Below are 18,718 nucleotides of genomic sequence, written 5' to 3'. Positions count from 1 at the left end.
TTGGAGCTGGCGAAACGGAGCTCTGAGCAGACCCTCGCCGTGCATGCGCGCTGCTTCTTCACGTAGCTGGCCTTGCAACGCCTTGGTCGCGGTGGCGACGACGACAGGTCGCTCCGGCCGAGATGCGCGACCCAGTGCAGGCAGCAGGTACGCGAGCGATTTCCCGGTTCCGGTGGGAGCTTCGACCGCGAGCAGGCCGCCATTGTCGAACACCTCGGCCACGGCTTGCGCCATTTCGCGCTGCGCCGGCCTGGTCCGTAGACCACGCCGGGACTGCAACAGCGCCAGGTCGTCACGCGTCGCCGACCAAGCGTCCGGCGCGGGCGACCCCGACGGCGTCAGCAACGGATCGGGCTTGCGGTCCAACGACGTGAGTTGAGGCGCCGCGGTGAGCACTGGCATCAGGGCCGTCAAGGGGTGATCGAACGCCTCGAGGGCCGCAACGACGAGCTGCCAACTCGGTTGACTTGAATCGATTTCCTGCAGCAGACGCCGGACAACCTCGGCGGTAGCCGTTGCGTCCGCCAACGCGTTGTGAGGATTGTGGTTGACGACGCCGTATCGATGAGTGAGATCGGCAAGCGACCGGTTGGGCATCGAAACATCGACGAGCGTCGCCAGATGCAGACTGTCGACACACTCCGGAAACCGTAGATCTCCGACATCGGCGCGCTCGGCGGCCTTCTCCAGGAATGGTCGATCGAAACCCAGCAGGTTGTGCCCGATGAGAACATCGATCCCGTCGAATGCTTCATTGATGAGCCGCAGCGCCTCGATTACTGAAACCTCGTTGGCCACGGGCTCTTTCGAAGGTGACTGGACGGCGAGGTCGACAATCGCAGTGCCGTCCAACCCAACCAGCGCGATCTCCAGGACGTCATCCTTGGCTGCGTCCAGGCCCGTCGTCTCGATATCCAGCACGGCGACGCGATCGGTCGCAACGCGACGGACACTTGTCTTTCGGTACCAGTCGGCTTCGACCTGTTCGTCGTCGATATCGGCTTCGAGAGAGTGGGCACTCTCGGTCGATGCGATCGAGAGCAGACCCTGCTCGGTGAGTCGGAAGCGATTCGGGAAGAGATCCGGAAGTTGGTTTATCCGCTCGATTCTTTGGTGAAATCCTGCCGTCCGCAGTAGCTCGACAAGCGTGGCCGCCGACTGAGGCCCGCGCTCCGCAAGAAACCGGTGAGCGGCTTCAATAGCAGGCGGCAGCGGCCGGCGTGACTCAGTCATCAATCTCTTTCGGGTGCAGCGCCTATGGTCGGGCAGCCGGCTACTCGTCGTCGATTCGAGCGCATGGCCGAACAATACGCAGCGGCAATGACAAAGCTAGCTGATGCCCAATGGAGGTTTGAAGAACTGGACTCCGTTGCTTCAGGTAGCTGACCCAAGCCCCCCGATCAGCTAAGGTTCTCGCTGGCAACTCAACCGGCTGGGGAGCGTATATGGCGCAGTTGTATCAGCAGCATAAAAAGGTGATCGAAGCCCATCTGAACAACACCAGCATCCGGGCGCTGACCGGCTCGATGGTCGCCTACGAAGGCAACATCACCTTCAAGAACGCCGGCTTCGGCGGCGGCTCGGGCGTGCTGGCCGGCCTCAAACAGCGCGTCACGGGCGAGGCGCTGAGCCTGATGGAGTGCACCGGCCAGGGTCGGGTCTTCCTCGCGGTCAACGCCCAGAACGTCACGATCATCGACCTGAACAACGAGCAGCTGCAGGTCGAGTCACGCCAGCTGCTCGCCATGGCCGGCAACCTGCAGAACAACGTGACTTTCACCGGCCTCAGAGGCGCATCCTCCGGCCAAGGCCTGTTCACCACGGTGGTCACCGGCCAGGGCCAGGTCGCGATTCTTTCCGCCGGCGGTCCCTTGATCCACCTGGAAGTGAGCCCGCAGTACCCGCTCGTCGTCGACCCCGACGCGTTCGTGTGCGCCAAAGGCCAGATGCAGCAGTCGTTCATCACCGACGTGTCGTGGCGGACGGCGATGGGCCAGGGCAGTGGTGAGAATTTCTCACTGCGCTGGGATGGCCAGGGCGTCGTGTCAATCCAGCCGGCCGAGCGGTAGGGGACCACAGTGGTATTCGCCAAGGTCAACTCGAAAGTCGTCAAGGTCAACGTCGCCCAGGCCGGCGGCGTCGTGGCCCGCACCGGCGCGATGCTGTTCTACACCGGCGACGTCGCGTTCGCGCCGCACCAGGTCCCGGGTGCCGGCCAGATGGGCGGCATGGGCGGCATCGCCCGCCTCGCCGGCCGGATGATGCAGGGTGAACACGAACGCACCATGATGGCCCAGGGCAACGGCGAAGTGCACTACGGCTACGCCGGACTGGAAGTGCACGTCGTGGAGATCCAGCCCGGGCAGGTCCTGCGAGTCGAAGCATCGAGGCTGTTGGCCAACACCGCGGGGTTGCAGTCGAGTGTGGTCTCGGTGGCCAGCACCGGCGGCGGGGGCGGCGGCGGCATGATGGGCATGCTGCGCGGCGCGGCCAGCGGCGCCCTGACCGGCCAAGGCCTGTGGACGACGCAACTGTCCGGGCACGGCGCCGCGGTCCTGCTCGCCCACGGCGGAGTGCTGGAACTTCAAGTGGGAGGCCCCAATCCGGTGGTGGTCGACCCCCAGGCCTTCGTCGGCGTCTACGGCAATGTGCAGACCGAACTGAAGACCGCGATGAGTTGGCGCGACGCCGTCGGACGAGGATCGGGTGAAGCGATGCAACTGAAATGCCATGGGCAGGGAACCGTTTACGTGCAGGCATCGGAGGAAAAGCTGTGAGCCCCTCGTTTGGTCAGATACTCAACCCGAACACGTTGCCCGGCGACGACAACATCCCCGACAACCCGTACGCGTTCAACATCGACCTGCTCAACCCGTGGTTCATCCGCAAGGGCGCCATGATCGCCTACTACGGACAGATGCAGTTCCGCGCCCTGACCCACGGGCTGCAGGGCGGACTGATGCACATGGTGTCCCAACAGTTCTCGGCGCCACTGTATTTCGGCGACTACACGGTCGCCGAGGGCCAGGGCAAGCTGATCATCGGCGACCGCGGCTACGACATCAACTCCTACGACCTCGACGACGGCAACCTGACCATCCGCGCGGCGAATCTCCTTGCGTTCCAACCAGGTTTGTCTCTCAACCAGTCGATCGTGCCCGGATTCGTCACGCTGATCGGCACCGGCAAGTTCCTGGCGTCCTCCAACGGGGCGGTCATGTTCGTCGAACCGCCGGCCCGCGTCGATCCCGAAGCGCTGGTCGGCTGGGCAGACTGCCCGTCACCGAGCCACCACTACGACCAGCGCTGGATCGGCAGCTTCATCGCGGCCGGCGCGGCGCGGTTCGGCATCAACACAGGTGAGGAACGTCAGTTCGACTTCACCGGCGCCGGCACCATCCTGATCCAGTCCAGCGAGAAGGTGCTCAGCGACTCAGCGGTGGTGCGCACCATCGAATCTCAGCTGTACGGGCTGTCCAGCGGCGGCCTGCAACGCCTCAATCAGGTGATCACCGCGCAGATGGCCCAGCAGCACCGCGTCTGAAACTAATCCTTACGCCCGGACTGCCACTGCAGGCCCCAGCCGTACGCCTGATCCAACAGCCGCTGACCGCCGTTGATGTACTGCACTTCCCGGTTGACGTGCAGCGCGCCCTGGGCGTAGTAGACCTGGGCGATCGCGCAGATGCGCGCCTGGTTGTTCGGTGAGTCCATCCGCACCTCGATCTGGGGACCCGACGTCGGGAACATGGTCACCACACCGTCGACCGCCGCCCAGTTCGGTGCGCCCTCGTAGATCATCGCGAAGATCAGGATCCGCCGAAACCGTTCGGGCTGCTCGAGATTGATGCGCATGTTCTCACCGCCGGCTGCCGATCCGGTGCGGTCGTCGGCGTCCAGCGCGATGAACGGCTCGGAGAACTCCGACCCGTAGGAGTTGCCCAGCGCCTGCACGACACCCTTGCGTCCCGTCGACAACTCGTACAGACAGCCCAGATCGAGGTCGACGGCACCGCCGTAGCCGCCGGTGTTCCAGTTCAGGTTGACCCGCATAACCCCTTGCCGCTCACCGGCTTTGGTCAAGCTGATCCGCGGGGCGTCCTTGGTCAGCTTGATCTTGGACAGGCTCACACCGCCGGCCGACGGCGCAAGCGAGGACGGACGCGCGGGGGCGGGGTAGGTCAGTGGCGGCGGAGACGCCGAAGGGCCGGGCTGGGACTGCGGGCGCTTGTTGTAGTCGATACCCATGAGGACCCTTTCGTAGCGGAATCGGCGCGCTAATCGACCTCGGCGGCCTGACGCTCCGGCACCTCTTCGGCACGTTCCCTACGGTTGCGCACCACACTGGTGAGGAAGGCCGCACCGATGAGCACCACGCCGATCATGCCGGTGACGATCTCGGGGATCTCGATCGTCCCGGTGGTTATCAGCAGGATCGTCGCCAAAGCGCCGATCGCCCAGTGCGCTCCGTGTTCGAGGTAGACGTACTCCGAGAGCGTTCCCTTGCGCACCAGGAAGATCGTGATCGACCGAACGAACATCGCCCCGATGAAGCCAAGACCCAGCGCGATGAGGATGGGGTCCGCGGTGATCGCGAACGCGCCGATCACGCCGTCGAACGAGAACGACGCGTCCAGGACTTCCAGATACAAGAACAGGAAGAAGCCAGCCTTGCCCGCCGCCTTGGCGGTTTCGGAAGGTCCACCGGCCACCGGCGTTTCGGGATCGGTGATCTCGTCGTCCACCTCGAACATCGACCCGAGTCCGTCCACGACGATGTAGACGATCAAGCCGAGCAATCCGGACAACAGCACCGTGGATTGATTTTCTGGCTTCGCGATGAGTTGGGAGGACAAGATGATCGCCACCGCCGCGACCGCCACCGAGAGTTGGTCGAGCTTGCCGGCTTTACCCAGCGGCCGCTCCAGCCAGGACAGCCAGGTGATCTCCCGTTCACTGAAGATGAAGTTCAGGAACAACAACAGCAGGAACGCCCCGCCGAACGCGGCGATCTGCGGGTGCGCCCCGGTGAGCGCGGTCTCATAGCTAGGACTGCCGTCGGGGAAATACGGGGCGTCGTTGGCCGGAGGATTGAGTGCCTTGTCGAAAGCCTGCTGCGGATTCAGACCCGCGGTAATCCAGACCACCGCGAGCGGAAAGACCAGCCGCATGCCGAACACCGCGACCAAGATCCCGATCGTCAGGAACATCCGCTGCCAGAACTCGTTCATGCGGCGCAGCACGGTGGCATTGATGACCGCATTGTCGAACGACAGCGACACCTCGAGGATGCCCAGAATCGCACACAGGATGAGTGCCTGGACGCTGCCATACCAGAAGGCAACGCCCAGCGAAAGGACCGTGACGAGTAGTGACGGCCAAAAGATCCGTAGCGCGCCGACCTTGGGAGCCACGCTAGACGTTGACGCCGTAGTCGCGGGCGATCCCCGCCAGCCCCGACGCGTAACCCTGGCCGATGGCGCGGAACTTCCACTCGGCGCCATTGCGGTACAGCTCGCCGAAGACCATCGCGGTCTCGGTGGAGGCGTCCTCGGACAGGTCGTAGCGAGCGAGTTCGCTGCCGTTGGAGCGGTCGATGACCCGGATGTAGGCGTTCTGGACCTGCCCGAAGCTCTGGCTGCGCGAGTCGGCGTCATAGATCGACACCGGGAAGAAGATGTTGGTGATGTTGGGCGGGGTGTTGGCCAGGTCGACGTTGATCACCTCGTCGTCACCCTCGCCCTCACCGGTCAGGTTGTCTCCGGTGTGCTCGATCGAACCTTCGGGCGAGCGCAGGTTGTTGAAGAAGACGAAGTGCGAGTCGGATAGCACTTTCTTGTTCTCACCGCAGGCGATGGCGCTGGCATCGAGGTCGAAGTCGGTGCCTGTGGTGGTCCGGACGTCCCAACCCAAGCCGACGGCGACAGCCGTCAGATTCGGCGCCTGCTTGGTCAGCGAAACATTGCCGCCCTTACTCAGACTGACACCCATCGAGCACCCCTCCAGATGATGTGAGAAAACTTTGTCGGACTAGGTATCTGCAAACACAGGAACCGATGCCAACCGTAGTACACCGTCGACGGATAAAGCGACGACTATCAGGCGAGGACTTTGTGCCCGCTAAGATCGCGGTGTGCGTGGTCGGTGGTTCAGACGGTCTCGCGAGCCCCGCACAGACGCATCGTTCGACTCGGCGCAAACCGCCCTGACGGCGGCGTTTTTGGACATGGAAAACCGCCGGAACGTGGTCGAATCCCTCTTTCAGGCCGCGACGGCGGTCGAGCCGCAGCGGGCGCTCGAGCCTGCGTTCGACGCGGTCCGCACCGCCTGCGACGACGCCACGGCCGCCTATTTGTCCGCAACGGGATCCGGTAGTGACTTCCCCGGCAGCTACCGCAATTCGTACGATCGGAGGGTAACCCTAGACCGAGCGCAGCAACTTCTCGATTCGGCGCGGCGAAGCCTGGACCAGTTCCACGAACGACATCGTGCGACCCTGGACGCGGCGGCGGCTCGCGGAGTTGCTGTGGGCGCCGACGCGGAGGCCGCGATCGCCGAAGCCGACGACGTGGCGCGCAGGTTGTCGCAAACCCCGGACGCGTTTCGGGCCTACCCGTCGGTGCAGCGCGCCAACGATCAGTTGAGCGTGGCGTATCGCGACCTGGAGTCGGCGCGCCAGCAGCGTGACCTGGCGCCGGTCGCCGAGCGCAGTCGTCAGCTCCGGGCGGCCGTCCAGTCAGTCGTCGAAGCTCTCGACGCGGCGCCCCAGCGCGACGAGCGCGCGCGCCAGACGGTGGCCTCCCTGCGCACCCGGCTGGATGCGCTGCGCAACCGGGTGGACAGCGTCGATGTCAACAGGTCGGCGCTGCTGCGGGAGTTCCATGCCGACAGCTCGAACGACCTGTTGAACAACGGCCCGGCCAGTCGCGGTCATCTGGACCGCGCTGACGGGCTGTTGACGCGCGCCGTGGCCGCCCAGCGTCAGCGCCAACCGGAGGAATCCTTGGAGCTGGGGGTGCAGGCACGCGCCGAGTTGACCGCGGCCGAGGAGCTCATCGACGCCGTGGGCGACCGGCTTGCCATGCTGCGTCAGCTGCGCAGCGACCCGGCCCGCAAGGAAAAAGAAGTGCGGTTTCGGCTGCGCGACGCTCAACGACTAGCGGTCGACCGGGGCGCGGTCCAGGAATGGGGTGCGGCGCTGGACGCCCAGTCCCCGCGCATCGACCTGCTGGTCGAGGGCCTGCAGCGCCCACACCCGGACTACTGGGGCTACCACCGCGGGCTGGAGGACGTATCCAACTTCATCGCGACGATCGTTGCTCGCATCAGGCAGCGGGCCGCGCAATGAGAGGCTCCCCATCAGCAACGGGGATCCGGCATTTCCATCATCTGTCGGATGCCGATCAGGAACGGCTCTTCTTCCTCGCACCCGAGGAGTTGCCCGCCGACGCCGATCGAGATCTGCTGGCGGTCGGTTTGGGTGCCACCCTCTACATCCCCGCTGACCGTCCCGATCTCGCCGCGACGGTGGCGCGGCGCGCCGACACCGGGGTGTGCTCGATGGTGCTCGATCTCGAGGATGCCGTCGACCACGGATCGGCGGAGTCGGCACTGAACGCCGTGGTCGCCGTCCTCGACGAACTGGCCGAAACGCGCCGAGCCGTACCGGCCATGCTTTTCGTCCGGGTCCGTAGCGCCGAATGCATCGGCCGGATTGCGGGAGCGCTGCGCGGCGGCCGGGACGTGTTGAGTGGCTTCGTGATTCCGAAATTCGCCGCGGACACCGGTAAGCAATTCCTGCACGAGACCGCCGAAGCCGGTCGCTGTCTGGGCAAACATCTCTACTCCATGCCGGTGCTGGAGTCCGCCGCGTTGGCGTACTGCGAGAGCCGGGACGCCGAACTGACGGCCATCGCCGATGTGCTTGCCGGCTACCGCGATTCGGTGTTGGCGCTGCGCATCGGGGCCACCGACATGTGCGGAGTGTTCGGGATCCGGCGGGACCGCGATCTGACGATCTACGACGTACGCGTCATCGCTGACGCGATCAGCGACATCGTCAACTATTTCGGCCGGGCCGACGGCACCGGGTACGTGATCACCGGACCGGTGTGGGAGTACTTCGCCGATCACGAGCGACTGTTTCGTCCCATGCTGCGGACCACGCCGTTCGCCGAGCACGACGCGGTGCGGTTTCGCGACCAGTTGGTGAGCCGCGACTTCGACGCCCTGCTGCGGGAGTTGAGTCTGGACCGGGCCAACGGCATGCACGGCAAGACGGTCATCCATCCCTCGCATGTGCCGGCCGTGCACGCGCTGGCGGTGGTGACCCACGAGGAATACCGTGACGCGCTCGACGTAACCGCCGCCGAGGAAAGCGGGGTGCGTCGCTCGGAGTATCGCAACAAGATGAACGAGCCACGGCCCCATAGGATTTGGGCAGAGCAGGTGCTGCGGCGCGCGCGTGTGTTCGGTGTCGCGCGCCAGGGGGTGTCTTTCGTAGACCTGCTGACGGTGCTCGCCGGCCGATGACCTCGTCGTCGTGGGCGACACGAACATTCGGCATCGCGATCTCCGACCGCGATGCGGCGGGCCCGGTTTCGGTGACCGATCTCGTGTTGCCCGGCCTGCGCCGCAATCCGCGCCGCGCGCACCTGTTGGTGTCGACGGTGCTGGGCAAGCACATCGCTGCCGAGCCGGCCTCGGTGATTCAGGCTGGGCACCAGCTGGGTGAGCGGATCATGGCGGTGGCCGACGGCGACGTCGATGTGCTCGGGATGGCGGAAACAGCAACGGGATTGGGGCATTGCGTTGCCGACCGACTCGATGCCGCCGTGTACCTGCACACGACGCGACGGCCCGCCGAACATGTTTATGCCGGCTTCCAGGAAGGTCATTCGCACGCCACCGATCACACACTGCAACCCAGAGCCGGCCTGCTCGCCGCGCAACGCCCATTAGTGATCGCCGACGACGAAATATCCACTGGAACAACGGCTCTAGCGGCTATCCGGGCGCTGCATCCGCTGATGCCCCGGTCCCGCTATGTGGTCGCCTCGCTGGTGGATGTCCGCGAGCCACACCACGAGGATGCGGTCACCCAGACTGCCGGGGAACTCGGCGTGCAAATAGACTATGTGAGCCTCGCAGTTGGCCGGGTTACGTTGCCGGAGGGCCTTCTTGGCGAAGTCAACGCGCTACCCGCACCCGAGCTCAATATCCCGCTTCGGGCCCGGCGTGGCTCCGTCCGGCGTGTCGAGGTGCCGCTGTCGATTCCGGAAGGCGGCCGGCACGGCTTCACCCGCGCGGACCGCTCGGCGCTGAACAGCGCGCTGGACCCGCTGGTGGGCCGACTCGACGAGCATCTCGATCCGGGTCGGCCCGTACTGGTGGTCGGCCATGAGGAGTTCATGTATCTGCCGCTGCGGGTTGCCGACGGGCTCGCCGAGGCCGGTCGTGCGGTGCGCTACCAGTCCAGCACCCGCTCGCCGGCCTATGTGCACGACGTACCCGACTATCCGTTGCGACGCGGCTACCGCTTCAGTGCCTGCGAGCCGGGCGACGAGGCGCCTCGTTTCTTGTACAACGGCTGGCCCGATGCCGAGCCGGTCCTGGTCTTGATGGTCGACGCCGGCGCGGACACGGTGCGCCTCAACGAATCCGGCGGCATTGTCGACGTTTTGACCGAAGCCGGCTATGACGTGTTAGTCGCTGCCGTGTACGGTGCCGGCGCGTGAAGCCGCTGCACGGGCCGGGGTTCGGTTCCTATGCGCCCGAGGAGGTCAGCTGGCTGCTCACCGATCTGTCCGCGGTGGCCCTCGAGGCGGACACCGCCGAGCGCGAGCGGGCGATTCAAAGTGGCCGCGCACATTACGCCGAGTCCTTGCCGATCGAGTACCAGCCTGACCAGGACTACCAAGATTTGTTCAGCGATGTGCTGGCCGAAAGCTCCCGGCGGCTGGCCGTCGCTGTCGGGGTGGTCACCGAACTCGTCTCGGCCGAACGCGGCCGCGACGTGGTGCTGGTGTCGCTGGCCCGGGCCGGAACCCCCATCGGGATTCTGATGCGCCGCTGGATGCTGTGCCATCACGGCGACACGGTGCCGCACTACGCGATCTCGATCGTCCGGGATCGGGGTATCGACACCGTCGCACTGGATTACCTTGTCGGCGAACATGATCCGAAGAAAGTGGTGTTCGTCGACGGCTGGACCGGCAAAGGGGCGATCACCCGCGAACTCAGCGCGGCGTTGAGCGAATATCGCCGGCAGACGGACGTCGCCTTCAACGAAGATCTCGCGGTGCTCGCCGACCCGGGACACTGCGTGCGCACGTATGGGACTAGGGATGATTTCCTGATCGCCTCGGCCTGCCTGAATTCCACTGTCTCCGGGCTGGTGTCCCGCACCGTCCTCAACCGCCGCCTGCTGGCGCCGGGGCAATTCCACGGTGCCAAGTTCTACCGAGAACTCGCCGACGACGACCAATCCGCGACATTCCTCGACTCGGTGTCTGCCCACTTCGAAACCGTGGTCGACGACGTACGGCGCGGTGTCGCAGACGTTCAGGCCGGCGACCGCGAGCCGACGTGGTCGGGCTGGGCGACGGTCGAACGGATTCAGCACCAATACGGCATCACCACCGCCAATTTCGTCAAGCCTGGCATTGGCGAGACCACGCGCGTCCTGCTGCGGCGGGTGCCGTGGCGCATTCTGCTGCGTGACCTCGACGGGCCAGAGCACCGGCACATCAGGATGTTGGCGCAGGCGCGCAACGTGCCGATCGTGCACGATCCCGACTTGGCATTTTCCTGTGTCGGGTTGATCAAGGACGTCAGCACATGAGTGTCCTGATCGCCTGCGACCTGGACCGCACCCTGATCTATTCGGATCGGCACTTCGCTGGCGAGGACCGTGCCTGTGTGGAGATCTACAACGGGTCGCCGGTGTCGTTCATGACGCTCGAGGCGGTCGAGCGTTTGCGCGCACTGGCCATTCGGGTCCCGTTCGTGCCGGCCACCACCCGCACCATCGCTCAATATCAACGAATAAAGCTGCCGGGCAGACCATTTCGCTATGCGGTGACCAGCAACGGCGGCAACATCCTGGTCGACTCCGCGGCCGATGGAGCGTGGAGCGCGGCGATGGCCGCCCGGATCCGGGACGGCGGGCCGCCACTGGAAGAGGTCGTCGCCGCGCTGCGGGCCCGGATCAGCGACGAGTGGGTGCACAACCTCCGCATCGCCGAAGATTTGTTCTGCTACCTGGTGGTCGACGAGGACAAGATGCCCGTCGGCTTCCTCGACGACTGGACCGCCTGGTGCGCGGGCCGCGGCTGGGTGGTTTCCCGGCAGGGCCGCAAGATCTATGCGGTCCCCGAGGCGCTGCGTAAGTCGCATGCGGTCGCCGAGGTGCGCCGACGTCTCGTCGAGGACGGTGCCTTGTCCGATGCGGCGCCGCTGTTGGCTGCCGGCGACGGGGCGTTGGACGCCGATTTACTTAGCTACGCTGACGAGTCCATCCGCCCGGCGCATGGCGAGCTGCACGCACTCGACTGGCGTTCGCCGCGCACGGTGGTGACTTCCTCGAGTGGGGCCCGCGCGGCCGAGGAGATGCTAGCTTGGCTGGCCGAACATGTCGGCTGACCACTTTGACCAGCGATTCTGTGCGATATGCGCTCCGCTTCCGGGACTTGTCGGTGCCTGGGACAACAATTGGCGGCACTTCTGCCGAGCCGATTGTGGCTGTGACAGGATAGGCAAAGGACCGAGGGCCGCAAACCTGTAAGGGAGGCCAGGGGAAGTGTGCTGTGGGCTCACCATATAACCCGTTCGACCCGGGCACTACGGCGAATGCCGGCGGACCGGGACCGGGCGGTCAGCCGCCTTTCGGGGCAGCAACGTCCAGCAGCACCCGGCCGCTCACCATCGCAAAGCCGCCGACCGCTCTGCTTGCGGTCAGTGCCGCTATTGCTGTCATCGGCGCGGTCTTGGCGACAGCCTGGTGGGCTGACGAGCTTGCGCTCGTCGGTTGGACACTGACCGGACCTGTCGCCGTCGGCGTACTGGCCCTCTACGTCGCTCGCGACACCGCACGGCGCGCCGAACCGGTGTACCTACGTCCTGACTGGCTCAACATGGCCTACGCGGCGGTGGCCGCGCTCGTGGTGATCGGAATCATGGTGTCGTCGGCGAGTTTCGCCTGGTGGGTAGGTCAACAGTGACCCGGATGCGCAATTTCGCCGCTGCGCTGGCGGTTTTGCTGCTTCCTGTTCTCCTCGCCGCGCCTGGCCCAGCTAAGACCAGCGAGACCCCGGGGGCCGACCGGTTCGGCGGCTGCCTGTCGGCTCAGAAGTCCGGGCAGATCCTGCTCATGATCGACGAATCCGGGAGTCTGCAATCCACCGACCCGCAGGCCAACCGGGTCAACGCCGCAAAGTATCTGGCCCGTAAGCTCTCTCAGTTCTCCACCGACGCGGGCATCAGTCTGGAGATCGCGATTGCCGGATTCTCCGACGACTACCACCCGGCGTTGAGTTGGACCAGACTCGATGCCGCAAGCCTGCCGACCGTGGAGGCGGGAATCGAAGCCTTCAAGAACAAGAACACCGGACCGGACACCGACTACTGGTTGGCCCTCGACGGCGCTCGAACCGCGCTGGGAAAAGCCTCGAAACCGGGAGAAGGTGAAAAGTGCCAGGCGCTGGCGTGGTTCACCGACGGAAAGTTGGAGTTCACCAAGCGCGACGCCACCAAACCATATGCCCCCGGCATCAACCTGAACTCTGATGCCGGCGAAGAGGCGACTATCAAAGCCGCGCAAGAAAGCATTTGCCGCGGCGGGGGATTGGCCGATCAACTGCGTTCCTCCGGCATCGTCACCCTGGCCATCGGACTGGCGCCCAACGCCGAACTAACCTCGGATTTCGACCTACTCAAAGCGATCGCGACCGGTCAACCGACTGCAGCGGTGCCGTCGTGCGGAGCGATCCGTAGCCCCGTCCCCGGCGACTTCTACTTGGTACAAAACATCGACGACCTCTTGTTTGTGTTCGACAAGTTGACCACTCCGGGGCAACCACCGATGGAGTACGACAACAGAGGTGTTTGTGCACGGGTAATCTGCGAGGAAGCCAAACACAAGTTCGTGCTGGATCGTTCGGTGCGCGCGGTCAGCGTACTGGCCGGGGCCGACCATCCCGGACTCGTCGCCTACCTGGTGCCCCCGAACGGCGCTCCGATCGAGTTAAAGAACGGGCCCGCCACGCTCGACGCGGGTGGCGTCAAAATCGACTACCAACCCGAGGGTTCGAAGTCGGTCTCGATTCACATGTCGAATCCCCAAGCGCCGCAATGGCAGGGTGTCTGGGCGCTGGTCTTCGTCGACCCCGTCGGCGATGGGACGGCCAAAACTCGCTCGCGCATCCACATCTCGGGTGACCTGTACCCCGCGTGGCCGGGAGCGGGAAAGACCACTTTGCACAACGGCGACACGAACGTCTCGTTGACGTTCGGACTGGTGGATGGCCGCCAGACGGCCGTCGACCCCACGACGTTGCCCGGCCAGGCGAAAATGTCCGCGGTGTTGGTGGACGTGAAGGGCTCTGAACACGTTATTGCAGTGGATGTTCCGAAAGATCGCATTCGTTCGCCGCAGGGGGTGGATCTTTCGCAGGTGCCGCCCGGTGCTGCGACGCTGAAGCTGACCTTGGACGTCACCACAGCAGATGCAGTGGATTCCAGTGGGATGCCGGTGCGCGGCACTCCACTGGCCACCCAACGGGTGGACATGCCAGTCACCATCGAACCACCGGTCGGGTATCCGAAAGTCGGTGGCAGGATCGATTTCGGTTCTCTCGAAGGCGACGGCACCTTCGAGGGGAAAGTTGACGTGACCGGACCGGGGTGTGCGTGGCTGTCCAGCGACGGCACGAAGGTCGTCGCAGCACCCGACGGGCTCGGCAAGGTAACGCTGGAGTCGCCTGCGGAGTCGGCGGGTAGTTGCCTCAAGCCGGGTGAGAACAAACAAGAATCCCTGCCCATCTCGATCAAAATCCCGGCCAAGGCCAACGGAGTGGTCAACGGCACCGTGACGGTGATGGTCGCGCCGGCCGACGGTAGCCGAGACCCGGTCGCCGTCGAGGTGCCATTCACCGCTTCATTGCACAAGCCCTTGGACAAAGCCAAGTTTGGCTACGCGTTCGCGTTGGCCATGATTCTGGGCCCCGGCATACCACTGCTGCTCTTGTACCTCTCGAAGTGGTTGATCACCCGGATCCCCGCCAAATCCCTCCGCTCCCAACAGATTCCAGTCCGGGTGTCGGGCGGTTCAGTCCTGCGGGACAACAGCACCTTTGCGGTGCGAGACGGTGAACTGGTCAGTCTCGTACAAGGACTCGGCAAGCCGGCGCGCCGGCTGGATCTGGGTGGTATCACCTTGCGCACCCACATCGGGCTTTCTCCGTTCGGTGCGGGCTTTGTGGTCGCGTCCGCACCCGGGCGCGCGGGCGCCGGTGGCAAATCGGGCGCCACACACGGCAAGACACCGGATGCGAAACTGCCGCTGGCCGTGCATAACACCTGGTTCGTGCTGCGGGATCCAGCGGCTCCGCCCGACGTTGCGACGGTGGTGCTGCTGGTCGGCGGTGACGCGGGTACCCAGGTGGTTGACCGACTCACCACCGAGATCACCACGTCGCTGCCGCGGGTTCTGGCAGACCTCGCGGCCCGTACTAAGACCGGCACTGCGCCGCCGTCGTCGCAGTCGGGTGACAATCCTTTCGGGGGCGGAGGGTCGCCGACGACGGTGGGTGACAATCCGTTTGCCGCGGGCGGTGGAACGCCATACGGCCCGCCCCAGCCGGCGCCGGGTGGCGGGCCGTTCGGTCCGGGCGGCAGTGCATTCCCACCCCCGCCATCGCGGCCGGGCGGCGCATACCCGTCTGGGCCGCATGCTCCGGGACCGGGTAATCCGTTCGGGCCCAGTGCTTCTCCCCACCCGTTTGGCCCCGGCAGTTCTTCACCCGCGCCTTCGCCGCCTCCCGGTGGTGACCCAACTAACCCGTTCAGATAATCGGCCACAACGCTTGTGGCGGCGCATCGAAAATCTGGGTGCGCGACCGTAGGAGGATTAGCAACGATGCGCAAGTTCCTCGTCGTTGGATGTGGCGGTTCCGGTGGCGCCACGCTGGCGTACATGATGGACCAACTGCACTCCGATCTTGCCGAGTACGGCATCGGCCAGATCCCGCAGGGCTGGCAGTTCGTTCACCTCGACGTGCCTTCCTCGCCGACGCCGGTCCGCAACATCGGCACCGTGCGAGATCAGGGTGGCAGCTATGTGGGGACCGGGCCGCAAAGCGATAGCTACCGGGTCCTCGACGGCGCACTGTCGCAGAAGTTGATCAGTCGGCAGGCTCTGGACACCGTAGCCACATGGGCGCCTCGCGACCCGGAGTCGGTGCACGTGCCGCTGAGCACCGGCGCCGGTCAGTACCGGGCTCTCGGCCGGATCATCACGCTCAGTCAGGTGGGGCGGGTACGCGAGGAACTGCAACGCGCTTGGGACAGACTGTTATTGATCTCGACAGACTCCGAAATGCGGGCCCTGTCGGTGCCCGGGGCCGGTGCGTTCGATCCGAACGACCAGCCGATCGTGCTGGTGGTGTCATCGATGGCCGGCGGGGCAGGCGCGTCGATGGCGCTCGACATCTGCCGGGTGCTGACGATGGTCTCCGGGCTGGACCCACGACTGATGGGCGTATTCATGGTCGCCCCAGACATTTTCGGCAGCCTGCCCGACTCGGCAGTCACCGGTGTGCGCGCCAACGCCCTGGCCATGCTCGGCGAGATCGTGGCCAGTCAGATCGGTGCCGCCCGCGAGCATGACGTCGCATTGCTGCGTGCGTTGGGGCACGAGCACGGTGAAGGTGAGCTGATCCCGTTCGCCCGGGTGTTCCCCGTCGGCCGCCACGTCGGCGCAAAAGGGGTGATCTTCGGTGACGGCTCACCCGATGCCGTATACCGCGGTTTGGGCCGCGGCTTGTCGGCGCTGATGATGTCGGGCCGGGCCACGCAGCAGTTCGTCGAATGGGACCTGACCAACGGCGCCGGTGTGGCCGGCAACCGGCACTATCTCGGTTGGGGCAACAAGCAGTGGAACAATTTGCCCTGGGGCGCTTTCGGTTTCGCCAGCCTCAGCATGGGCCGCGACCGCTACAAGGAATATTCGGCGCAGCGCCTGGCGCGAAGCAGCGTGGACCGATTACTGCGCGGACATTTGCAGGCGGACAATCTGGCCTCCGACGAAGAGCAGGTCAACGCGATACTGGACAACCAGTGGCCTAACATCTGCGCACAACTCGGTCTGCCGTTGGCCGGCGCCGGGACGGTCGCGTCGTGGTTAATGAGCGCCGTCCTGCAGCGGCACGATGCCGTCCAGCAAGCGACCGCCATCGTCGACGGATCGGTGCGCCCGAACATCGACACCAGCGTCGGGGTGCCGGCCGCGCAGTGGACCGAACGGGTCCGGATGGTGCTCGCCGAACGCCGCGGTCAACTGCTCAACGGGGCACAGCAGGTCGCCGAACTCGTGGCATTCCGTTGGCAGGACCATTTCGTTGCCCGGCTGGAAGCCGCAACAGTGGCGGCCTTGGGGGACAAGGGATTACCCTATGCCACCGGCCTGGTTAAGCGGGTGCGCCGACAGCTGCAGGATGTCGTCGTACCCAGTGGTGCCGACCTTCTGCGCCACGCACCGGGTGCCCGCGTGGGCGAGGTGTCCGAAGATGCCAAACCGGTCCTCGCCGCCCTGAAAGGCAACTTAGCGAATACCTCGGAGGTACTGGAGCGAGTCCTGGCTGGCACGGCCGACCAGGTACAGACGCAGATCTACGCGCAATTGGCCGATCAAGTGGGCAAGGCGTCCGCCGCACTGACCACGGAAGTGATCGACCAGCTGTTGTCGGCGTTGGATGAAGCGCAAACGCTGCTGCGCCGTGCCGCGGCCGAGCCGGCCCGCGAGCGGGGATTGGCCTATCTGCAAACCGACGAGTACGCCGCCTGGCCGTCGGAGACCGACGACGCCGTCGCGGCCCGCTTCTCCGAGGCGAACAACGAAGTGATGCTGACCAGTTCGTCGCAGTTCAAGCAACGGTACGAAAACGATCTCCCGCAATCGGTGGGCGCCGACGCGGGTGGGCGCCGCGGATTCGAGGAGGGAGTCCGCCGAGCGGTCGCACACGTCATCACCGGTAGCTGGACGACGGTGGGCGGTACCCGGGCGCCCGCCGACGACCAGCCGACGGTGGAGCGCACCGCGGCGTGGCGGTCCAGTGTGTTTCCCCGTGATCCCGAGACGGGCGAGGCGCTCATCGCTCAGCGCGCTCGCTACGACGTCCACACCCGACCGCCCGAATTACTGGACCGGGCACGGAAATTCGTTGCCCGCATCGGTGAGTCATTCGACCGATTCTGTTCGGTCTCACTGCGTGAATTCGTGCTGGGCGCCGATCACCCGCCCGAATCGGAGATGGTCGATCGCCAGCGAGACATCGTGATCAAATTTGTCGAGGCACTGAATCTGGCCCGTCCGTTGGCCAGCGTCAACGAGAAGGCGATGCAGGCGATCCATGGCGCCGCTCAGATGGAGTACCAGTACAAATTCTCGGCGATCCCGTTCAAGGGCAATCATGTCGCCCAGGATCTGGCCGCGGCGCTGCGCGAGCAACCGCGGATCGACAAGTCCAGCTCGGACGCGCTCGAGCGCGCACTCAATGACGAAGGAAAGCTCAAGCGGATAAACATTTTCGGCTCCTATCCGAACTACTCGCCACTGGCTTACACCGCGGTCGTCGAAGAGGCTTCGCAACAATGGCTATCAGCCTCGCCATCCCAGCGCCAGGCGTTCTGGACCAGGCGGCGCGCACGGCCGCTGCCTGCCGCGCTACCCATGCACCCCGCCGAACGGCAGGCCTGTGTGGCCGGGTGGATCCTCGGGCGCGCCATCGGATTTATTCATGTTCCAAGCGAGCCCTACACCGAACCGGTGCAGGTGTGGAGCACCGAGGAGCGGCGATGGTTGCCCTTCCCCAATCCCCTGCTCACCCCGCCGTCGGACTTCCGGGCGCCGTACGACTGGCTCCCGGCGATCCTGGAGTCCTTTCTGCTTGCGATCGCCCAGTCGCACCAGCCGCCGGTGATGTCGTCGTTGGCGCCCTATGTCGCCCTGCGCCGGATTTACGACGAGTCACCGGAGGACCCGTTATCGGGGATCCATTCGTTGGCCGCGAAGAAGCACTTGACGCAGTTCCTGCGAACCGGCCTCACCGGAACCGGCGTTGATTCGGTGGTGCCCGGAACCGGGCCAGAGGTCAGCGTCGACGAACGGGCGCGGTTGATCGAAGGCTATTTCACCGAGTTCCATGACTTCACCGGTCACCACTACATGGCTCCCGGTGAGGGCGCGGAGCCGGGTAGCCCAGGCGCGGCGGGCGGTGGGTCGTTCTCGATCATCCGCATGCGTGAGCAGGCCGCCAAAGCGCCGATATTCCGGGACCTGGCCCCGGATGTCTTCATGGCCACCCGACGACTGATTGACATTGTCGCCGAATGCGCAGAAGCGGCACTGAAACCCGAGACGCCAGGCGACGGCGCTCAGCAGCCGCCGTCGGGTCCGGGCGGCAATGTGTTCGAGGTTCCGACCGGAGGTAATTTCTGACAT

At 65.2% G+C, this 18,718-nt stretch carries 14 protein-coding genes and 1 pseudogene; 11 read left to right on the top strand and 4 right to left on the bottom strand.

What is annotated here, in order from left to right:
* Nucleotides 1-48 precede the first annotated feature (48 nt).
* Nucleotides 49-1,233: pseudogene (locus AC5Y4D_RS12220) on the bottom strand (3'-5' exonuclease); the annotation flags it as partial.
* Nucleotides 1,234-1,445: 212 nt separating this feature from the next.
* Between AC5Y4D_RS12220 and AC5Y4D_RS12215 the strand changes: the two are divergent.
* The 3 genes from AC5Y4D_RS12215 to AC5Y4D_RS12205 are packed head-to-tail and all read left to right on the top strand — an operon-like array spanning nucleotide 1,446 to nucleotide 3,544.
* Nucleotides 1,446-2,069, top strand: a complete 624-nt coding sequence (locus AC5Y4D_RS12215; protein WP_499945305.1) for an AIM24 family protein — start codon at nucleotides 1,446-1,448, stop codon at nucleotides 2,067-2,069.
* 9 nt (nucleotides 2,070-2,078) lie between these two features.
* Nucleotides 2,079-2,777, top strand: coding sequence for an AIM24 family protein (locus tag AC5Y4D_RS12210; RefSeq protein ID WP_500037246.1), 699 nt, complete (start codon nucleotides 2,079-2,081; stop codon nucleotides 2,775-2,777).
* Nucleotides 2,774-3,544 carry an AIM24 family protein gene (locus AC5Y4D_RS12205; RefSeq protein WP_499945309.1) on the top strand — a complete coding sequence of 257 codons (771 nt, stop codon included), beginning with the start codon at nucleotides 2,774-2,776 and terminating at the stop codon, nucleotides 3,542-3,544. The genes AC5Y4D_RS12210 and AC5Y4D_RS12205 overlap by 4 nt, the downstream gene beginning before the upstream one ends.
* A gap of 2 nt (nucleotides 3,545-3,546) precedes the next feature.
* Here AC5Y4D_RS12205 and AC5Y4D_RS12200 read toward each other — a convergent pair whose 3' ends face one another.
* The 3 genes from AC5Y4D_RS12200 to AC5Y4D_RS12190 are packed head-to-tail and all read right to left on the bottom strand — an operon-like array spanning nucleotide 3,547 to nucleotide 5,991.
* On the bottom strand, nucleotides 3,547-4,248 hold the full coding sequence (locus tag AC5Y4D_RS12200) for a TerD family protein (RefSeq protein ID WP_500037245.1): 702 nt from the start codon (nucleotides 4,246-4,248) through the stop codon (nucleotides 3,547-3,549).
* 29 nt (nucleotides 4,249-4,277) lie between these two features.
* Entirely contained in the window at nucleotides 4,278-5,414 is a 1,137-nt protein-coding gene (locus AC5Y4D_RS12195; RefSeq protein ID WP_500037244.1) for a DUF475 domain-containing protein, read from the bottom strand.
* A 1-nt stretch (nucleotide 5,415) separates the two neighbouring features.
* Complete coding sequence (locus AC5Y4D_RS12190; RefSeq protein ID WP_499945316.1) at nucleotides 5,416-5,991, bottom strand: TerD family protein; 576 nt, start codon at nucleotides 5,989-5,991, stop codon at nucleotides 5,416-5,418.
* A 235-nt stretch (nucleotides 5,992-6,226) separates the two neighbouring features.
* On the opposite strand from AC5Y4D_RS12190, the gene AC5Y4D_RS12185 reads away from it, so the two are divergent.
* From AC5Y4D_RS12185 to AC5Y4D_RS12150, 8 genes are all read left to right on the top strand, one after another.
* On the top strand, nucleotides 6,227-7,348 hold the full coding sequence (locus tag AC5Y4D_RS12185; protein WP_500037243.1) for a hypothetical protein: 1,122 nt from the start codon (nucleotides 6,227-6,229) through the stop codon (nucleotides 7,346-7,348).
* The gene (locus AC5Y4D_RS12180) at nucleotides 7,345-8,532 is read left to right on the top strand and encodes an HpcH/HpaI aldolase/citrate lyase family protein (protein WP_500037242.1); all 1,188 of its coding nucleotides are present in this window, start codon (nucleotides 7,345-7,347) and stop codon (nucleotides 8,530-8,532) included. The genes AC5Y4D_RS12185 and AC5Y4D_RS12180 overlap by 4 nt, the downstream gene beginning before the upstream one ends.
* A complete protein-coding gene (locus tag AC5Y4D_RS12175) occupies nucleotides 8,529-9,737 on the top strand; it encodes a phosphoribosyltransferase family protein (protein ID WP_500037241.1) in 1,209 nt (402 codons plus the stop codon). Before AC5Y4D_RS12180 ends, AC5Y4D_RS12175 begins: the two co-directional genes overlap by 4 nt.
* Complete coding sequence (locus tag AC5Y4D_RS12170) at nucleotides 9,734-10,843, top strand: cysteine protease StiP family protein (protein ID WP_500037240.1); 1,110 nt, start codon at nucleotides 9,734-9,736, stop codon at nucleotides 10,841-10,843. Before AC5Y4D_RS12175 ends, AC5Y4D_RS12170 begins: the two co-directional genes overlap by 4 nt.
* Entirely contained in the window at nucleotides 10,840-11,643 is an 804-nt protein-coding gene (locus tag AC5Y4D_RS12165) for an HAD family hydrolase (protein WP_500037239.1), read from the top strand. Before AC5Y4D_RS12170 ends, AC5Y4D_RS12165 begins: the two co-directional genes overlap by 4 nt.
* 164 nt (nucleotides 11,644-11,807) lie before the next feature.
* The gene (locus tag AC5Y4D_RS12160) at nucleotides 11,808-12,221 is read left to right on the top strand and encodes a hypothetical protein (RefSeq protein WP_499945327.1); all 414 of its coding nucleotides are present in this window, start codon (nucleotides 11,808-11,810) and stop codon (nucleotides 12,219-12,221) included.
* A 5-nt stretch (nucleotides 12,222-12,226) separates the two neighbouring features.
* Nucleotides 12,227-15,070, top strand: coding sequence for a vWA domain-containing protein (locus AC5Y4D_RS12155; RefSeq protein WP_499945329.1), 2,844 nt, complete (start codon nucleotides 12,227-12,229; stop codon nucleotides 15,068-15,070).
* 66 nt (nucleotides 15,071-15,136) lie between these two features.
* Entirely contained in the window at nucleotides 15,137-18,715 is a 3,579-nt protein-coding gene (locus AC5Y4D_RS12150) for a tubulin-like doman-containing protein (RefSeq protein WP_500037238.1), read from the top strand.
* Nucleotides 18,716-18,718: the final 3 nt, after the last annotated feature.

This window comes from Mycobacterium sp. NGS67 (genome assembly GCF_059812185.1).
The sequence above is the reverse complement of the archived record's forward strand: the minus strand, read 5'-3'. Positions and strand labels throughout refer to the sequence as shown.